This window comes from Ferranicluibacter rubi (assembly GCF_011603255.1).
Lineage (GTDB): Bacteria > Pseudomonadota > Alphaproteobacteria > Rhizobiales > Rhizobiaceae > Ferranicluibacter > Ferranicluibacter rubi.
The window spans coordinates 1-17047 of the sequence record NZ_JAANCM010000009.1 but is presented as its reverse complement, the minus strand read 5'-3'; the positions used below and the strand labels follow the sequence as shown (position 1 = coordinate 17047).

Sequence of the window (17047 nt, the reverse complement as noted above, 5' to 3'; positions counted from 1 at the left end):
CGGGTTTCAGATCCTGCTATTCCTGAAAACAGACTCCTGTTTCAGGAGCATGACAACACAACACGTGAATGTGAGAAGCCTGCCAAAACCTGTGCCGCGAACTGTACGCACCGGCGAATTCGTGCCAGAAGAACCCCGTTCTGAAAGAGGGTACTGACGCGATGAGCAGCGGCGAAGACACCAAGACACCGAAGACACCGGCCGGCGGCGACCTTGACGAGCAGGCGCTGTTCTTCCACCGGTATCCCCGTCCCGGCAAGCTGGAGATCCAGGCGACGAAGCCGCTCGGCAACCAGCGCGACCTCGCGCTCGCCTATTCCCCGGGCGTCGCCGCACCCTGTCTCGCCATCCGCGACGACCCGTCCATGGCCGCCGAATACACGGCGCGCGCCAACCTCGTTGCCGTCGTCTCCAACGGCTCCGCCGTGCTCGGCCTCGGCAATATCGGCCCGTTGGCTTCCAAGCCCGTGATGGAGGGCAAAGCCGTCCTCTTCAAGAAATTCGCAGGCATCGACGTGTTCGACATCGAGATCGATGCGCCGGAAATCTCCCGCATGGTCGATGTCATCTCGGCGCTGGAGCCGACCTTCGGCGGCATCAACCTCGAGGACATCAAGGCTCCGGAATGTTTCGAGGTCGAGCGCCAGCTGCGCGCGAAGATGGACATTCCCGTCTTCCACGACGACCAGCACGGCACCGCCATCATCGTCGCCGCGGCCATCCTCAATGGCCTCGAACTCGCCGGCAAGGACATCGCCAAGGCGAAGATCGTCACCTCCGGCGCCGGTGCCGCAGCCCTCGCCTGCCTCAATCTTCTGGTCGAGCTCGGCGCCCGGCGCGAAAACATCTGGGTCCACGATCTCGAAGGCCTCGTCTACGAGGGCCGCGAAGTCCTGATGGACGAGTGGAAGTCGATCTACGCCCAGAAGAGCGACAACCGGGTGCTGGCCGACAGCATCGCCAATGCCGACGTCTTCCTCGGCCTGTCGGCGGCCGGCGTGCTGAAGCCGGAACTGCTGGTGCAGATGGCGGACAAGCCGCTCATCATGGCGCTCGCCAACCCCAACCCGGAAATCATGCCAAGCCTTGCCCGCGCGGCACGGCCGGACGCCATGATCTGCACCGGCCGGTCGGACTTCCCCAACCAGGTCAACAACGTCCTCTGCTTCCCTTACATCTTCCGGGGCGCGCTCGATTGCGGTGCCCGGACGATCAACGAGGAAATGAAGATGGCCGCCGTGCGCGCCATCGCCGGTCTTGCCCGCGAGGAGCCGTCGGATGTCGCCGCCCGCGCCTATTCCGAGGAAACGCCCATCTTCGGCCCGGACTATCTCATCCCCTCGCCCTTCGACCAGCGGCTCATCCTGCGCATCGCCCCCGCCGTCGCCAAAGCTGCGGCCGACAGCGGCGTCGCCGCCCGGCCGATCACCGATTTCGATGCCTATCTCGACCAGCTGAACCGCTTCGTGTTCCGCTCCGGCTTCATCATGAAGCCGATCTTCACGCTGGCGAAAGCCGCCGAAAAAAAGCGGGTCATCTTCTCGGAAGGCGAGGACGAGCGCGTGCTGCGCGCCGCCCAGGTGCTGCTGGAGGAAGGCACGGCGCTGCCGATCCTCATCGGGCGCCCGCAGATCATCGAATCGCGCCTCAAGCGCTACGGTCTGCGCATCCGCCCGGAAACCGATTTCGAGGTGATCAATCCGGAAAGCGACCGCCGCTTCAAGGATTACGTCGATCAGTATCTCTCGCTGGTCGGTCGCCTCGGCGTCATCCCGGAAGCCGCCCGCACCATCGTGCGCACCAACTACACCGTCATCGGCGCGATCGCGCTGAAGCGCGGCGAGGCCGATGCGCTGATCTGCGGCCTCGAAGGCCGCTACAGCCGCCACCTGCGCGATATCGCGCAGATCATCGGCAAGCGGCCGGGCGCGCTGGATTTCTCGGCCATGAGCCTGCTGATCTCCCAGCACGGCGCGACGTTCTTTACCGACACCTTCGTCACCTTCAACCCGACCTCGGAAGAGATCGCGCAGAAGACGATCATGGCGGCAGAAGAGATCAAGCGCTTCGGCATCACGCCCCGCGCCGCCCTCGTCTCCCATTCCAACTTCGGCTCGCGCGAATCGGAAAGCGCCAGCAAGATGCGCCGGGCGATGGAGTTCGTGCGCGAGCTTGCGCCCGATCTGGAAGCGGACGGCGAAATGCACGGCGAATCGGCGATCTCACAGGTCCTGCGCAAACGCGTCATGCCCTCGACGACGCTGCACGAGGATGCCAATCTCTTGGTTTTCCCCAATCTGGATGCCGCCAACATCACCTTCGGCGTGGTGAAGAGCATGATCGACGGCCTGCATGTCGGGCCGATCCTGCTCGGCGCCGCCCTGCCCGCCCACATCCTGTCGCCCTCGGTCACCTCGCGTGGCGTCGTGAACATGGCGGCCCTGGCCGTGGTGGAAGCGTCACACCCGGTTTGAACCGTTCTGGCCGCGCGAATGTGATCGCGAGGCGCGTTGCAGAGAGATGCAAAGCGTCTATGATATCGTCTTATCCGCGCTTCCCGAGGGCGCGGATCTTATCGGTCTCTCCGGGAGACCGGACATTCCCACCGAGGCAGGCGACGTTTGAGTATCCGCAGAGTGTCCATGGCCGCATTGCTCGCGCCGCTCCTGTGCCTGTCCGCGGGTGCCGAAGCCTCTCCGCTCTGCGACAGGTTGTTTGCGCGCCTCGCCGACCTGCCCGAGACGGTGTCGAACGACAGCGGCTATGACGACACCCGGCAGCGCAACGTTACCGGCGCCATCACGCGCCAGAATCTGGAGCTTCGCAGTGCGCGCAGCCAGCAGCGGGCGCTCGGCTGCAGCACGGACAGCGTCACCGTCATCAATGGCGACAACGAAGAGGCCTGCGCCGACCTCGACAACCGCATCACCGCCATCAGCGAAGATCTCGCGGACCTGAAGGCGCATCGCGCGGAAGAGATTGCGGGCTCGGACGATGACGCCGCCCGCCGCCGCGTGCTGGTGGCCCTGCAGGCCAACCGCTGCGAGGCGGTCGACAGCGATCTCGTCAGCGCGTCGGTCTCGGGGCCAGATGCATCCGAACCTCGCCGCTTCCGCAACATCATCGCCGACCTCCCGCCGATCGGCAGCGAAGAGACGAGCCTGAGGGGGCCTTCCGACGGGCCTGTGTCCGAGCCGCCGATAACGGACCTGTCCGCCCCCAACCTTCATCTCCTGACGCAGGACGGTCCGTTGCGCACCATGTGCGTGCGCACCTGCGACGGCTCGTTCTTCCCGATCTCCGCCAACGCCACGCCGGACGATTTCGAGCGCGATGCGCAAACCTGCAGCGCACGCTGCCCGGGGGCGACGACCGAACTCTACTATCATCCGCTGACCGGCGAGACGCAGGACATGATCTCGGCCAGCACCGGCAGCCCCTATACCGATCTGCCCACGGCGTTCGCCTACAAGAGCGGAAGCCCCGCTGCCCGCAGCCAGTGCGGCTGCCGCATTCCGTCGCAATCGGCCGCCACGAACCCGGGTTCCGGTTTCTCGACCTTGCCCGCCGATGCACCCGCTCCCCGCATGAGCACCCCATCCGACAAGGCGGTGGTCACCATCACCACGAAGCCGCAACCCGCCACCGCCGCACCCACGGCCCCGGAGCCTGCCGCCCCGAAAGTGTTCCTTCCGGCCACGGCGCCTGTCGAGACACCCTCGCCCGCCGTCAACGAGCGGCCTTACGACCCCAAGGCGAACCGCGTCCGCCAGGTCGGCCCCTCCTTCCTGCCGGCCGAGGAATCCTCCATCGACCTGCACCACCCCGCAGGCCCCGGCTACCAGCAGCAGCAGACGAACTGAGACGGGCGCTTACGACACCGGCGCATAGCGGACGAAGGCGAAGCTCTTCCCGTCCGGAGACCAGTTCGGCACGTTCATCGTGCCCTGCCCGCCGAAGAGCTCGAACAATTCCCGGGCGTTGCCGCCGTCAGGGTCCATCAGCCGCAGCCGCACCGTCAGGTCGCGCGGATGGTCGAACACATCGCCGTCATAGGAAATGACGAGGACGCTGCGGCCATCCGGCGAGGGATGCGGAAACCAGTCGCCATAGGGGCTGTCGGTGATGCGTTCCGCCGGCCCGCCCTCCGCTGGCACCCGCCAGATTTGCATGTGGCCAGACCGGCTGGAGTTGAAATAGATCCAGCGCCCGTCGGCCGAATAGTCCGGCCCATCATTGCGCCCTTCGCCCCGCGTCAGGCGCGTCTCCTCGCCGCCATCGACGGCAATCGTGTAGATATCGAACACCTGGTCGCGAATGCCGCAATAGGTCAGCCGCCTGCCATCCGGCGACCAGCCATGCCAGTAGGAGGGCAGGTTCGGGGTCACGAGCGTCGGCGTTCCCCCGCCGATCGGCAGCGTGTAGATCGCAGATTTCCCGAATTCCGTCTTGTCGCTGATCGCGAGCCGTTGCCCATCCGGCGAAACGCCATGGTCGTTGTTCAATCTGCCTGCAAAGCCCGTGTCGATCATCTCCGGCTCTCCGCCATCGAGACCGAGGCGCCAGAGCCGGCCATCGTCGTTGACGATCAGGCCGTTGCCGTCGGGCGCGAAATTCGGCGCCTCCACCAGCCGGTCTGTCTGCCAGACCACCTGCGTCTCGCCTGTTTCCACAGTGAATATCTCGACCGAACTGCGCATGCCGTCTCCTCCGCGCGGGAATGCAACACCCCACCGAAAACAATGAAATCACAGGCATTGTGCGTGGGAAAGCACATTCATCCCCTGTTCAACATGACATCGGTATGACAGTCATGCGAAGAATTTGTGAAGGGAGCCGGCCATGGCGAGTTTTCAGTCAGCCGTGAACGTCAAACCCTCCGTGGACGTCTATGGACCGACAGCGGTCCAGGACCTGCGTCCGTCGAAGATCCTGTCCAACATCCGCGGCATCGTCGTCTCGTTTCTGCTGGCAGTCTCGCTGATCTTCATCGTCGAGTGGATCGCCCGCAATTCGGCAGCCGAAGCCTACGCCTTCCTCCTCGATCCTGCCCGCCCGGCCTTCGTCACGGCCTTCGTCTTCTTCCTGCTCTTCCTCGCTGTCGATGCCATCGTCGGCCGCGCGGAATACGGGCTCGTCCTGCTCGCCCCGCTGGCGCTGGTCCCGGCGCTCATCACGCGCCAGAAGCAGATCTTCCTCTCCGATCCGCTCTATCCCACAGACTTCCTGTTCGGCCGCCAGATCCTGGAGCTGATGCCCGTTCTTGTGCGCGATCGGCCAGGAACGGCAATCTGTATCGCCGTCGGCCTCGTCCTGTCGCTGGCCGGCCTCACCTGGCTCATCCGCCACGCCTGGCGCCGGTTCCCGAGGCTCACGCGCCGCCAGCGCATTGCGCGCCTTGCGGTCGCCCTGCCGCTCCTCGGCGGCTTCTACCACCTGATGGATTACAACCAGTTCTCCTGGGTGCGCGACCGGCTGCAGATCATCCCCATCATGTGGGACCAGACCGAAAACTACCGCCACAACGGCTTCACGCTCGCCTTCGTGCTGAACCTGCCGATGGCGAACGTCGCGGCCCCTCCCGGCTACATGGCCAACGCCATCGACGCGATCCCGACCGAGCCTGTGCCCGCCGGCACGTCGCATCGCGGCAAGCCCGACGTCATCGTCCTCATGAGCGAATCCTTCTGGGATCCGACCCGCCTGCCGAACGTGAAGCTCACGCCGGATCCCATGCCGACGATCCGCGAAATGCAGTCCGGCGACGTCTTCTCGCCGGAGTTCGGCGGCATGACGGCCAATGTCGAGTTCGAGGCGCTGACCGGCTTCTCGAATGCCTTCCTGCCCTATGGCAGCATTCCCTACCAGCAGTACATCCGCAACCCGATCCCCTCGCTCGCCACCTTCTTCCGCGGCGAAGGCTATGTCGCGCGCGCCGTCCACCCGTTCCAGGGCTGGTTCTGGAACCGCAGCGCCGTCTACAAGTCCTTCGGCTTCGAGCAGTTTCGCTCGGAGGAAAACCTGCCGCCCATGGAGAAGCGCGGCATCTTCACCTCCGACGAATCCCTGACCAAAGAGATCATGCGCCAAGCCGACGAACTGCGCGATCCGTTCTTCTTCTTCACGGTGACGCTGCAGGGCCACGGCCCCTACGAGGCCAACCGCTATGCGCACAACACCATCAAGGTTGAAGGCGACCTGCCGGAGAACGACCGGCAGGTGCTGGAAACCTATGCGCAGGGCGTGAAGGAGGCCGATGACAGCCTGAAGATGCTGATGGATTGGGCCAAGGAACGCGACCGCGAGACCATCATCGTGCTCTTCGGCGACCACCTGCCGCCGCTGAACACCGTCTATACCTCCACCGGCTACATGCCCGACGTCACGGCGTCGCGCAAAGGCACGGTCGAGCAGATGGCGGCGAGCCACGAGACGCCGCTGGTCATCTGGTCGAACAAGACCGGCCCGGTGAAGAACGTCGGCACCATCAGCCCGGCCTTCCTCTCCTACCAGATCCTGAAGACCGGCGGCTTCGAGCACCCATACTACACCGCCTTCCTCGGCGACGTCTTCAATCGCTACCACGTCGTCGACCGCTACATGCTCATCGACGCCGCCGGCAAGGACACCGAAGCCTGGTCCCGCAACAAGAAGATCCCTTCCGTGCTGCGCGACTACCGCTTCCTCCAGCACGACATGATGTTCGGCAAACGCTACGGCACCGACCGCTTCTTCGAAACTCACGCGGAGCTGTTTCCGCAGCCGGTGATGTGATCGGCTGCCCTTCGGAACCGCGGAGCGAACAGGCGGTCAGAACGCCACACATCTGAAATACAAAAGGGGCGCGGACATCGTCTGCGCCCCTCGTCATCCTTTTCCGCCAAACCTCACGCCGCGCGGCGCACACCGGCCTCATAACCCTGCTCCAGGCGGAACCGTGCGAGGAGCTGCTGCAACTGGCGGCTCTGGTCGGCGAGGGTCTCGCTGGCGGCCGTCGTCTCTTCCACCATGGCGGCGTTCTTCTGCGTCATCTGGTCCATGTGGTTGACGGAGGTGTTGATCTCGCCCAGCGCCGTGGCCTGCTCGCGCGAGGCCGTGGCGATGCTCTCCACATGACCATTGACCTGATTGACCAGCTTCTCGATCTCCAGCAGTGCCGTGCCGGTGGAGCGCACCAGCGTCACGCCGCCCTCGACTTCCGAAGCCGAGGCGCTGATCAGCGTCTTGATCTCCTTGGCGGCATTGGCCGAACGCTGGGCAAGCTCGCGGACTTCCTGCGCGACGACGGCAAAGCCGCGACCGGCTTCCCCGGCGCGCGCCGCTTCCACACCGGCATTCAGCGCGAGCAGGTTGGTCTGGAAGGCGATCTCGTCGATCACGCCGATGATCTGCCCGATACGGCTGGAGGAGTCCTCGATCCGTCCCATGGCATCGACGGCGCTGCGCACGATGGCGCCGGACCGTTCGGCGCTGGCCTTGGTCTCGCGCACCATGTCCTGCGCTTCGTTCGCCCGCATGGAGGCCGTGCGGACCGTGGCGGTGATCTCGTCGAGGGCCGCCGCCGTCTCTTCCAGCGCCGCGGCCTGCTGCTCGGTGCGCTTCGACAGGTCGTTCGCCGCCCCGCTCAGTTCCGCCGAGCTTTCCGAAATGGTCGAGCCCGCGCCGCGCACGCTCTCCATGGTAGAGCGCAGCGTCACCATCGTCGCGTTGACATTGGCCTGCAGTTCTCCGAACGCGCCCTGGAACCGACCGTTCATGCTCTGCGTCAGGTCGGCCTGCGACAGCGCTTCGATGACGCGGCGCAGTTCGGCGATCGCTTGGTCCACGCTGCCGACCAGTTCGTTGACGCTGGCGGCAAAGCGGTTGAGGTCGGGCGATCCGTAATCGCGATCGATACGCGCCGTGAAGTCGCCGGCAACAGCGGCGGCAACGACGGAGGCGATGCTCGACTGGAGGTCGCTGCTGCTCGCCTGCAGGGCCGCCTCCTGTGCCTTCATGTCCCGCATGGCGATAGCGTTGCGGCGGAAGACGTCGAGCGCCCGCGCCATCTCGCCGATCTCGTCACGGCGCGCGGTGTCCATCGTGCCGACATCCAGCCGTCCCTCGGACAGCTCGCGCATGACCCCGGTCATCTCGCGGACCGGAGCGACAATGCCGCGGCGCGCGACCAGCAGGCTGACGAAGCCGCCGAGTGCGATGGCGGCAATGGCGGCGCCGATCGCGACGAACATGGTCGTGGACGAACTTTGCAGGGCCTCGGCACGGGCGGCCGCCAGCGCATCGCCGGAATAAGTGCTGTAAACCTTGACCGCGGCCGTTACTGCCTTCTGCGCATCGAGCGCCAGGCCGAGCGGCCCTGCCATGGAGGCGGTGTCGGCGCTGGGTGCGGCTGCCGCGTCCACCATCGCATCGATCGTGGCAAAATAGGACGTGAGCTTCTCCTCGACCGTCTTGATCTGGGCCTTTTGCGTCGCGTCGGCGGCAGCCTCGATCTTCGGCAGGCGTGCCAGCATCTCGCTCTGCCGCCGCGCGGCCTCGGTGCGGACATCCGCCGCCTTGGCCGGCTCTGCGGCCAGCTGGTAGGTCATGCGGCTGATGGAGATGACGTCGACCCGCAGATCCATCGCCTCGCGGGCGACCTCCTCGCGCGCACCGACGGAAACCATCGTCTCCTCCAGCGCTCCGATGCCCCGTATGCCCACGGCGGCGATGGCGGCGGAGGACAGTCCCATCACGAGGACGACCAGCCCGACCTTTTTCAGGATGGAAAGATTTTGAAACGACATGCGAAAAACTCCGGTGAAGCGCATCACCGCGCAAAGACAGTTAAGAAGCGGGAGGACATGATGTCCGACAAGGCGCATAAGGGGAGTTTCGCACATCGCGCGGTTTCATTTTTAGCGCGGAAACGAATAACTAAGACTTAACTTACCTTCCGCATTTTCCCCACTTTTACACCCTGCCGCGAAACGACACAGTTTCGCCGAAAACAGGGCGGTATCGCTCTCACAGAGCGTTTCAGGACCCCGGAGCCCGCATGTCCACCATCGAAGATATCTCGCACCGCCTCTTCAACAAACCGGCGGCAGCCCTCGGCGCGGTCGAGCGCCGCGTGATCGGAAGAGCGCATGCGCGCCAGACACTGTCGGAGGACGTCAATGCCAGCTTCGTCGCAAGCCAGAGTTTTGGCGATCGCCTCGCCGACCAGATCGCCCGCGTCGGCGGCTCCTGGGCCTTCATCATCAGCTTTCTCGTCTTCCTCGCCGCCTGGGCGCTGGTGAACACCCTCCTCCTCACCCAGAGCGAAGCCTTCGATCCCTACCCCTTCATCTTCCTCAATCTCGTCCTCTCCATGGTCGCCGCCCTGCAGGCGCCGGTCATCATGATGTCGCAGAACCGCGAGGCCGCCAAGGACCGGCTGAATGCCTCGAAGGACTATGAAGTGAACCTCAAGTCGGAGATCGAACTCATCTCCATCCACCACAAGATCGACGACGTCCTCCTCAAGGAAATCGCCACCCTTCAGGCCAACATCGCCCGCCTCCACGACCGTCTCGAAGCCTACGAGAACAAGCGGAACTGAGGGGCTCTCGCTGAACGTTCGGCTCGATCCCACCAGAGGCGCAGACAGCAAAAGGGCCGGAGATCGCTCTCCGGCCCCTGCAAACTTGGCAAGGACGTCACATCATCGACGGCGGCTTATGCCCAGCCGTTGACGAGCATCCGCTTCTCATCGCGTCCGCCCTTCATCCGCTCGGCGAGCAGGAAGGCCAGTTCCAGCGCCTGATCGGCGTTGAGGCGCGGGTCGCAATGCGTGTGGTAACGGTCGCCAAGGTCGGCACCCGAGAGTGCGCGGGCGCCGCCCGTGCATTCCGTCACGTCGTTGCCTGTCATCTCGATGTGGATACCACCCGGATGCGTGCCTTCGGCACGGTGGATCTGGAAGAAGCTTTCCACTTCGCTGAGGATCCGCTCGAACGGCCGGGTCTTGTAGCTGTTGAGCGTGATCGTGTTGCCATGCATTGGGTCGCAGGACCACACGACCTTCTTGCCTTCGCGCTGCACGGCGCGGATGAGGCGCGGCAGGTGCTCGGCAACCTTGTCGTGGCCGAAGCGGCAGATCAGCGTCAACCGGCCCGCCTCGTTGGCAGGGTTGAGGATATCGATCAGCTCGATCAGCCCGTCGGCCGTCATCGACGGACCGCATTTCAGGCCGATCGGGTTCTTGATCCCGCGGCAATATTCGACATGGGCATGGTCCGGCTGGCGCGTGCGGTCGCCGATCCAGATCATGTGGCCCGATGTCGCGTACCAGTCGCCCGAGGTCGAATCGACGCGGGTCAGCGCCTGTTCGTAGCCGAGCAGCAGCGCCTCGTGGCTGGTGAAGAAATCGGTCTCGCGCAGCGACGGGTTCGTCTCCGGCGTGATGCCGATGGCCTTCATGAAGTCCATCGTTTCGGAAATCCGGTCGGCGAGCTTGCGGTAGCGCTCGGCCTGCGGGCTGTCCTTGACGAAGCCGAGCATCCACTGGTGCACATTGTCGAGATTGGCGTAGCCGCCCATCGCGAAGGCGCGCAGCAGGTTCAGGGTCGCCGCCGACTGGCGGTAGGCCATGATCTGGCGTTCCGGGTTCGGAATGCGCGACTCAGGCGTGAAGTCGATGCCGTTGATGATGTCGCCGCGATAGCTCGCAAGCTCGATGTCGCCCTGCCGCTCGATGTTGGACGAGCGGGGCTTGGCGAACTGACCGGCGATGCGGCCGACCTTGACGACCGGCTGCTGGGCACCGAACGTGAGCACCACAGCCATCTGCAGGAAGGCGCGGAAGAAGTCGCGGATCGTATCGGCGCCGTGCTCGGCAAAGCTCTCGGCGCAGTCGCCGCCCTGCAGCAGGAAGCCGCGGCCTTCGGAAACATTGGCAAGCGCCTTCTTCAGGTTGCGCGCTTCACCGGCAAAGACGAGCGGCGGATAGGTCGCAAGCTGCGCCTCGGTCGCCGCCAGGACGGATGCATCCGGGAAGTCGGGAACTTGGCTGATAGGCTTCTGCCTCCAGCTGGTCGGTGTCCAGTTCTGTGCCATCTCGATCGCCTTTCACGGTCCCGCCTCAATCGGCGGGCCTCGTCGCACGGGGCGCCTCCTCCGGCGCCCTCTTCGATGCGGGCTTATAGACGTTAAGATGCCGCTTGCAAAGCCCGTCGCCGGCTCTGTCGGCCGCGGCCGCCCCGGCGTTCGCCGTGCCTGACGCTCAGGCCGGCGCCATGACGGATTGCCCGGAAAACAGGCCCGCCTTGGCTTTTAGCAGCGCCGCCAGACGCTCGATCACCAGCCGCACCTCGGGGCGATGCCGCTCGTCGTCGTGGCTGACGATATGGAGCGCATGATCGAGTGCTGCGACGGGTTCGCCGATCCGCTCCAGCTCCGGATCGGCATCCCCCACGAAAACCGGCATCAGGCTGCGCCCCGCCCCGTTGCGCACCAGCCGGTGAAGAAGGTCGAAGCTCGTCGTCCAGGTGTGGATGTCGGCCTCATGGTTCTCGAAGACCCAGCGCTCCGGCGCCAGCCGCGCCGTATCCGTGGACATCGAGATCCATCGCCCCCGCGTCTCCGCCGGCGCCTGCCGCGCGACATAGACGGCATAGCGCATGCCGATCGATCGCAACGCCGCGACATTGCCGCCGGCCGGTGCCTTGGGAAGCAGGCTGACATCCACGCCGCGAAAGGCCAGTTCCTCTGTCGTGTCCCGACAGCACAGCCGGAAGCGATCCAACGGCCCCCGCAGCACATCGATATGGTCGGCCATGAACCCGGCCGTCCAGCTGTCGCCGGCCAGCGTTACGATGGGAAGCTCGAACCGCCACCCGGCAATTCCGGCCACGGCAGCCTGCATGCCACGAACATGGCCGAGCAGGATCTCGCCGTCATGCGCCAGCCGGTAACCCTGCTGGCTACGCTCGAACAGGGAGCGGCCGAGGGATTTTTCCAGAGCCAGCATCCGGCGTCCGATCGTCGGTGCGCTCAGGCCCGTGCGCACCGCTGCAGCGCTCAGGCCGCCCGCCATCGCCACATGCAGAAAGAGTTGCAGGTCGTCCCAAGCCGTCTCGTCCATCGTCCGTCCCCTTCACGCGCTTGGCCCTTATAGCACCAGGACGAAAGGTGGCCTCCCTGCAGGAATGAAACGCCCCTTTCATTCCCGCGTCTACGATCGCGCGCGGCAGACGGCTATCTCCCCATCATGCACCTTGAGAAGGAGAGCCCCATGCGAGACCAGCTTCTTATCCTCGCCCTAACAGGCCGTAACAACACCCGCCCGCACGGCAAGCGGAAAATCGACGTCTTCGCCGATCCGCTCGACGACACCACCTGGGATGGCCTGCGCTGGCTCGTGCCGCTTCTCGCGGCACTCACCCGGCATCCCTCCCGATCATCGAAGCCGGCGCGTCGGCCGAGGCCGATCCGGCTCTACACCCGCTCGCCGTTGCGCAGCCGGTAGCTCGGTGCATACATCGTCACCAGCTCTTCCGACGCCGTGGGATGCACGGCCATCGTCCGGGCGAAATCGTCCTTGGTGACACCTGCCTTCAGCGAGATGCCGAGAAGCTGCGCCATCTCGCCGGCGCTTGGGCCCAGAATATGCGCGCCGACCACCTTGCGGTTTTCCGCATTCACGACCAGCTTCATGATCGTCTTCTCGGAGCGGCCCGACAGCGTGGCGCGCATCGGCCGGAACTCCGTCCGGTAGATCTCGACATCCGGCAGCGTGCGCGCGGCCTCGTCTTCCGACAGGCCCACGGTGCCGATTTCCGGCTGGGAGAACACGGCGGTGGCGATCAGGTCATGGTCGGGCGAGGTCGGGTTGCCCTTGTACTCCGTCTCGATGAAGCACATCGCCTCGTGGATGGCGACCGGCGTCAGTTGCACGCGGTTGGTCACGTCCCCCAGCGCATAGACGCCCGGCGCGCTGGTGCGCGAGAACGCGTCCACGACGATCGCCCCTTGATGGTCGGTCTTCACGCCCGCAGCCTCCAGCCCGAGGCCTTCCGTGTTGGGCACGCGGCCGAGCGCCAGCATCACCTGATCCACCGTCAGAATCTCGCCCTTCAGCGTCGTCACCAGCCGCCCGCCAGCCTCGGCGTCCGAAATGGTTTCGATGATGTCCTCGCAGAGGATATGGATGCCCTTGTCGGTCATGGCCTTCTGCAGGCCCTCGCGCATGTCGTTGTCGAACCGCGAGAGGATCTGCTTGCCGCGATAGATCAGCGTCGTCTCGACGCCGAGCCCGTGCATGATGTTGGCGAATTCCACGGCGATATAGCCGCCGCCGGCAATCAGGATGGATTTCGGCAGTTCGGGCAGGTCGAACACCTCGTTGGAGGTGATCGTCAGCTCATGGCCCGGCAGCGCATCATGCGGGGCCGGACGTCCGCCGACGGCGATCACGATCCGCTCCGCGGTCACGATGCGACCGGTCGAGATCAACTTTATGCTGTTCGGCCCGACCAGCTCCGCCCGCGTGTGAAAAATCTCCGCGCCGGCATTGGCGAGCCCCTTCTGATAGAGCCCTTCCAGCCGGGTGATCTCGGCTTCCTTGGCCGCCACCAGTTTATGCCAGTCGAAGGATGTCTCCCCGACCGTCCAGCCGAAGCCTTCGGCATCCTTGAAATCGGTCGAGAACGCCGAGGCATAGACGTAGAGTTTCTTTGGCACGCAGCCGCGAATGACGCATGTGCCGCCGTAGCGGAATTCCTCGGCGATCGCGACCTTCTTGCCGAGCGATGCCGCAACGCGCCCGCTGCGCACCCCGCCGGACCCGCCGCCGATGACGAAGAGATCATAATCGTAAGATGTCATGGAAGGGCTCCGGGAACCGAGAAGAGGCGGGCGCGGCGCGGTCACGTCCGGCGCTGCCCGTTGGCATGCGACTGATATAGTGCGCCGGACCGACAAAAGAAAAGCCCCCCGGAAGGTCCGGAGGGCGCAAAGACGTCATCAAGATGATCGAGCGATAGCCTCAGGGCGCCGGTGTCGCTGCGGGTGCCGGTGCGGCCGGAGCCTGGCCGGCAGCGGCGTCGGCCGGCGGGGCGAGCGTTGCCTGCAGCGACTTAGTGGCTTCCGCGTTCAGGTCGCGCGAAACGCCGGCCGCCCAGATGTCGGCCGCCTTCAGCATTTCCCGGGACGCGATCGGGCCGTCGTTCAGCAGCTTCTTGCCGGCTTCCGACTGGTAGAAGGCGCTGATGGCGTTGAGCTGTTCCACGGTGAAGGTCTTGGCATAGATGGTCGCGGCTTCCCGCTCCAGATCGGCGCGGCGGCCGGCCAGTTCCAGCGCCTTGGCGTCGATGGTCGAGGAGATCAGGTCCTGATAGTTCGGCGAGGACTGGATCAGGTTGGCCTTCAGGCGCTCGGCAAGGTTTGGCAGGATGTTGTCGAAATTGTCGGTGGCACCGATGGCGGAGATGGCGGCGCGCGCGGCCTTCAGGTGGTCTTCCGTCACGTCCTGCGCAAAGGCTGCCGGTGCCGTGGTGGCGAGAAGGACGAAGGTGGTCAAGACGCGGACCCGGCCTGCAAATCTGTTCATGCGAAAAAGCTCCTGTGTGTTCTTGGGCGTCGCGCCGGTTCGACGCGTCCGGTAAATGGGAATAGGGATCAGGTCGATCGTGCGCTCGTCATCACCCTGGCACCCGCCTCGCCGGCGATGATCGCCAGAGAAGCCATGCCGATGAAGAGGCCGTGCTCGACCACGCCCGGAAGTCCGTTCAGCTCGCGCGCCAGCGCATCTGCATCAGGAATGCGGCCAAAAGATGCATCCACGATCAGATGTCCACCGTCCGTCTCGAACAGCCCGTCGCCGGAACTGCGCAAGGTGAGATCGCCCGCAAGCCCCAGCCGTGCGGCGGTTTTCTCGATGGCGATCAGCGTCGCCTTCTGCCCGAAAGGGTTGATTTCGATCGGCAGCTTGAAGGCGCCGAGCGTGTCCACGACCTTGCTCTCGTCGGCAATGACGATCATCCGCGCCGAGGAGGATGCCACGATCTTCTCCCGCAGGAGCGCCCCGCCGCCGCCCTTGATGAGGTTGAGGTTGGAATCGACCTCGTCTGCGCCATCGATCGTCAGGTCCAGTTCCGGCAGCTCGTCCAGCGAGCGCAGGGGAATGCCGAGGTCGAGGCATAGCCGCGCCGTGCGCTCGGATGTCGGAACACCCTCGATGCGAAAACCGTCCGCGACCTTTTCGGCGAGCAGGCGAATGAACTCTTCGGCCGTCGAGCCGGTTCCGATCCCGAGCCGCATGCCGTCCTCGACATGCGCGAGCGCCGCCTCGGCGGCCTTGATCTTCATGTGGCGGGCATCCATGCGCCGCTGTCTCCCGTTGAACCCGTGGTCCGGGCAGGCCCGGCCGCCCGGAGGTTTACACGGCCCATGCGACAGAGGAAAGCCCCTGGCACGAACACCCCGCCGAACGTGCCCCCTCAAGCGACCGGCCGATCGCCGTCGAACCGAGACAGATTGCATTTCCGCCCGCGGTCGCATACCCCGGCAGGCAAACCCCAGACCCGGACTCCAGACCCGCAAAGGCCGCGCCACCATGTCCCACTCATCCAGCGCCTCCTCATCCAGCTCCCCGGCCCCCGCCACCATCGTCTTCGATCTCGACGGCACGCTGGTCGATACCGCGCCCGATCTCGTCGCGAGCCTCAATCACGCGGTCACGCAGGCGGGCCTCGCACCGGTCGGCTATGACGACCTGACCCATCTCGTCGGCCACGGCGCACAGGCCATGATCGAGCGGACGTTCAAGCTGCGCGGCAAGCCGCTGAGCGAAGACGATCTCGCCTGGCAGATGAAGGAATTCGTCGCCCATTACCACGCCACGATGCCCGGCGCTTCCATGCCCTATCCCGGCGTGCTCGATGCCATGGACCGGCTGTCGGACGCCGGCTACCTGCTGGCCGTCTGCACCAACAAGCTGGAAATGCTCGCACGAACGCTGCTCGAAACCCTCGGTCTCACCGCCCGCTTTGCGGCGATCACCGGCGGCGACACGTTCGACGTCCGCAAGCCCCATGCCGAGCATCTGCTCGCCACCATCCGCCTTGCCGGGGGAACGCCCGGGCGCGCAGTGATGATCGGCGACAGCCGCAACGACATTCTCGTCGCCCAGAACGCCGCCATCCCCTCCATCGCCGTCCCCTTCGGCTATTCCGACGTCGCCGTGGAAACCCTCGACCCCACCATCGTCATCACCCATTTCACCGAACTGACCCCCGATCTCATCGAGCGCCTTCTGGCCGACAAAGCCTGACGCGCTAGAGTTTGTCTGGGATAAGTGGAATCCGGTTATCCCGAAGAGACAAACGACAAAAGAGGGATTTAGAGTCTGGCTGGTTCAGAACGAACCTGACAGCCTCTAGAGGCGTGCAGCCTTCGCTGCCATCGTCTCGAGCACGACCTCTGCCGCCCGCTCGCCGGGCGGCACGTCCGTGCGCATGACGTCCCACACCGTATCGAAACCGTCGATCATTGCGCGGCGTTCCGGCGTGTCGAGCGCAAGCCGTTCCATCCAGCGGGCGAGCGCGCCGGGCCGGATCGATTCGTTAAAATATTCCGGAACGATCACATAGTCGGCGATCAGGTTCGGCAGGTTGGCGGTCCAGATGCGGATGCGCTTGTGCATCATCCGGATCAGCCAGTCCGCCTTGTAGTTCGACACGACGGGAATGCTGCAAAGGCCGAGTTCGAGGATGACCGTGCCGGAGGCCGCCATGGCGACATCGGCCTCGGCAAAGGCCTGCCACTTGGCCGGCGTTCCCACCAGCACCTCGACATTGACCGGCCAGTCGCGCACCATCTCCCGTACATGCTCGGCCTGCCGCGGCACGGTCGGCAAGACGAAGCGGAACGCAGGTGTCCGCCGCGCCATGATCTCCACCGCCTCGCGGAACACCGGCAGCAGCCGCGTGATCTCGGAGCCGCGCGAACCGGGAAGGATGAGGCACGTCCGCGGCGCCTCTTCGCCTCCAGCCTCCGCCCCGCCCCCCCCAAGCGCCTCACTGCG

Annotated in this window: 14 protein-coding genes; 6 read left to right on the top strand and 8 right to left on the bottom strand. The window is 65.1% G+C overall.

The annotated features are described in order from the left end of the window. Positions 1–161 precede the first annotated feature (161 nt). Complete coding sequence (locus G8E10_RS16835) at positions 162–2474, top strand: NADP-dependent malic enzyme (protein ID WP_167130009.1); 2313 nt, start codon at positions 162–164, stop codon at positions 2472–2474. 168 nt (positions 2475–2642) lie between these two features. After that, positions 2643–3863 (top strand): DUF2865 domain-containing protein, encoded by a 1221-nt coding sequence (locus G8E10_RS16830; RefSeq protein ID WP_167130008.1) that lies wholly within the window; start codon positions 2643–2645, stop codon positions 3861–3863. Positions 3864–3872: 9 nt separating this feature from the next. On the opposite strand, the gene G8E10_RS16825 is transcribed toward G8E10_RS16830, so the two are convergent. Further along, on the bottom strand, positions 3873–4700 hold the full coding sequence (locus G8E10_RS16825; protein WP_167130007.1) for a TolB family protein: 828 nt from the start codon (positions 4698–4700) through the stop codon (positions 3873–3875). 142 nt (positions 4701–4842) lie between these two features. On the opposite strand from G8E10_RS16825, the gene G8E10_RS16820 reads away from it, so the two are divergent. Beyond that, a complete protein-coding gene (locus G8E10_RS16820) occupies positions 4843–6774 on the top strand; it encodes an LTA synthase family protein (protein WP_167130006.1) in 1932 nt (643 codons plus the stop codon). A gap of 113 nt (positions 6775–6887) precedes the next feature. Here the strand turns inward: G8E10_RS16820 and G8E10_RS16815 are convergent, their stop codons facing one another. Further along, positions 6888–8786, bottom strand: a complete 1899-nt coding sequence (locus G8E10_RS16815) for a methyl-accepting chemotaxis protein (protein ID WP_167130005.1) — start codon at positions 8784–8786, stop codon at positions 6888–6890. A gap of 251 nt (positions 8787–9037) precedes the next feature. On the opposite strand from G8E10_RS16815, the gene G8E10_RS16810 reads away from it, so the two are divergent. Further along, positions 9038–9583: a DUF1003 domain-containing protein gene (locus G8E10_RS16810; protein ID WP_110799015.1), complete on the top strand. Its 546-nt coding sequence runs from the start codon at positions 9038–9040 to the stop codon at positions 9581–9583. Positions 9584–9699: 116 nt separating this feature from the next. Here the strand turns inward: G8E10_RS16810 and G8E10_RS16805 are convergent, their stop codons facing one another. Both G8E10_RS16805 and G8E10_RS16800 read right to left on the bottom strand, forming a co-directional pair. Beyond that, complete coding sequence (locus G8E10_RS16805; protein ID WP_110727987.1) at positions 9700–11079, bottom strand: class II 3-deoxy-7-phosphoheptulonate synthase; 1380 nt, start codon at positions 11077–11079, stop codon at positions 9700–9702. Positions 11080–11245: 166 nt separating this feature from the next. Continuing rightward, positions 11246–12106, bottom strand: a complete 861-nt coding sequence (locus G8E10_RS16800) for a LysR family transcriptional regulator (RefSeq protein WP_167130004.1) — start codon at positions 12104–12106, stop codon at positions 11246–11248. Positions 12107–12256: 150 nt separating this feature from the next. Here G8E10_RS16800 and G8E10_RS16795 point away from each other — a divergent pair, with 150 nt between their 5' ends. Then, positions 12257–12490, top strand: a complete 234-nt coding sequence (locus G8E10_RS16795) for a hypothetical protein (RefSeq protein WP_167130003.1) — start codon at positions 12257–12259, stop codon at positions 12488–12490. Here G8E10_RS16795 and gor read toward each other — a convergent pair. From gor to rpiA, 3 genes are all read right to left on the bottom strand, one after another. After that, positions 12460–13848, bottom strand: coding sequence for a glutathione-disulfide reductase (gor, locus tag G8E10_RS16790; protein WP_167130002.1), 1389 nt, complete (start codon positions 13846–13848; stop codon positions 12460–12462). The two genes, G8E10_RS16795 and gor, sit on opposite strands and share 31 nt — an antisense overlap. A gap of 160 nt (positions 13849–14008) precedes the next feature. Then, positions 14009–14572 carry a DUF2059 domain-containing protein gene (locus G8E10_RS16785; protein WP_167130001.1) on the bottom strand — a complete coding sequence of 188 codons (564 nt, stop codon included), beginning with the start codon at positions 14570–14572 and terminating at the stop codon, positions 14009–14011. Positions 14573–14640: 68 nt separating this feature from the next. After that, positions 14641–15345, bottom strand: coding sequence for a ribose-5-phosphate isomerase RpiA (gene rpiA / locus G8E10_RS16780; RefSeq protein ID WP_110799020.1), 705 nt, complete (start codon positions 15343–15345; stop codon positions 14641–14643). 232 nt (positions 15346–15577) lie between these two features. On the opposite strand from rpiA, the gene G8E10_RS16775 reads away from it, so the two are divergent. Next, entirely contained in the window at positions 15578–16294 is a 717-nt protein-coding gene (locus tag G8E10_RS16775; RefSeq protein WP_167130000.1) for an HAD family hydrolase, read from the top strand. Positions 16295–16399: 105 nt separating this feature from the next. Here the strand turns inward: G8E10_RS16775 and G8E10_RS16770 are convergent. Next, on the bottom strand, positions 16400–17047 hold a 648-nt coding region (locus G8E10_RS16770), incomplete at its 5' end, for a glycosyltransferase family protein (protein ID WP_486187684.1).

Bases quoted from the DNA above. Each gene is read 5' to 3' on its own strand.
- G8E10_RS16835 (WP_167130009.1), top strand. From the start codon at position 162: ATGAGCAGCGGCGAAGACACCAAGACACCGAAGACACCGGCCGGCGGC.
- G8E10_RS16830 (WP_167130008.1), top strand. From the start codon at position 2,643: ATGGCCGCATTGCTCGCGCCGCTCCTGTGCCTGTCCGCGGGTGCCGAA.
- G8E10_RS16825 (WP_167130007.1), bottom strand. From the start codon at position 4,700: ATGCGCAGTTCGGTCGAGATATTCACTGTGGAAACAGGCGAGACGCAG.
- G8E10_RS16820 (WP_167130006.1), top strand. From the start codon at position 4,843: ATGGCGAGTTTTCAGTCAGCCGTGAACGTCAAACCCTCCGTGGACGTC.
- G8E10_RS16815 (WP_167130005.1), bottom strand. From the start codon at position 8,786: ATGTCGTTTCAAAATCTTTCCATCCTGAAAAAGGTCGGGCTGGTCGTC.
- G8E10_RS16810 (WP_110799015.1), top strand. From the start codon at position 9,038: ATGTCCACCATCGAAGATATCTCGCACCGCCTCTTCAACAAACCGGCG.
- G8E10_RS16805 (WP_110727987.1), bottom strand. From the start codon at position 11,079: ATGGCACAGAACTGGACACCGACCAGCTGGAGGCAGAAGCCTATCAGC.
- G8E10_RS16800 (WP_167130004.1), bottom strand. From the start codon at position 12,106: ATGGACGAGACGGCTTGGGACGACCTGCAACTCTTTCTGCATGTGGCG.
- G8E10_RS16795 (WP_167130003.1), top strand. From the start codon at position 12,257: ATGCGAGACCAGCTTCTTATCCTCGCCCTAACAGGCCGTAACAACACC.
- gor (WP_167130002.1), bottom strand. From the start codon at position 13,848: ATGACATCTTACGATTATGATCTCTTCGTCATCGGCGGCGGGTCCGGC.
- G8E10_RS16785 (WP_167130001.1), bottom strand. From the start codon at position 14,572: ATGAACAGATTTGCAGGCCGGGTCCGCGTCTTGACCACCTTCGTCCTT.
- rpiA (WP_110799020.1), bottom strand. From the start codon at position 15,345: ATGGATGCCCGCCACATGAAGATCAAGGCCGCCGAGGCGGCGCTCGCG.
- G8E10_RS16775 (WP_167130000.1), top strand. From the start codon at position 15,578: ATGTCCCACTCATCCAGCGCCTCCTCATCCAGCTCCCCGGCCCCCGCC.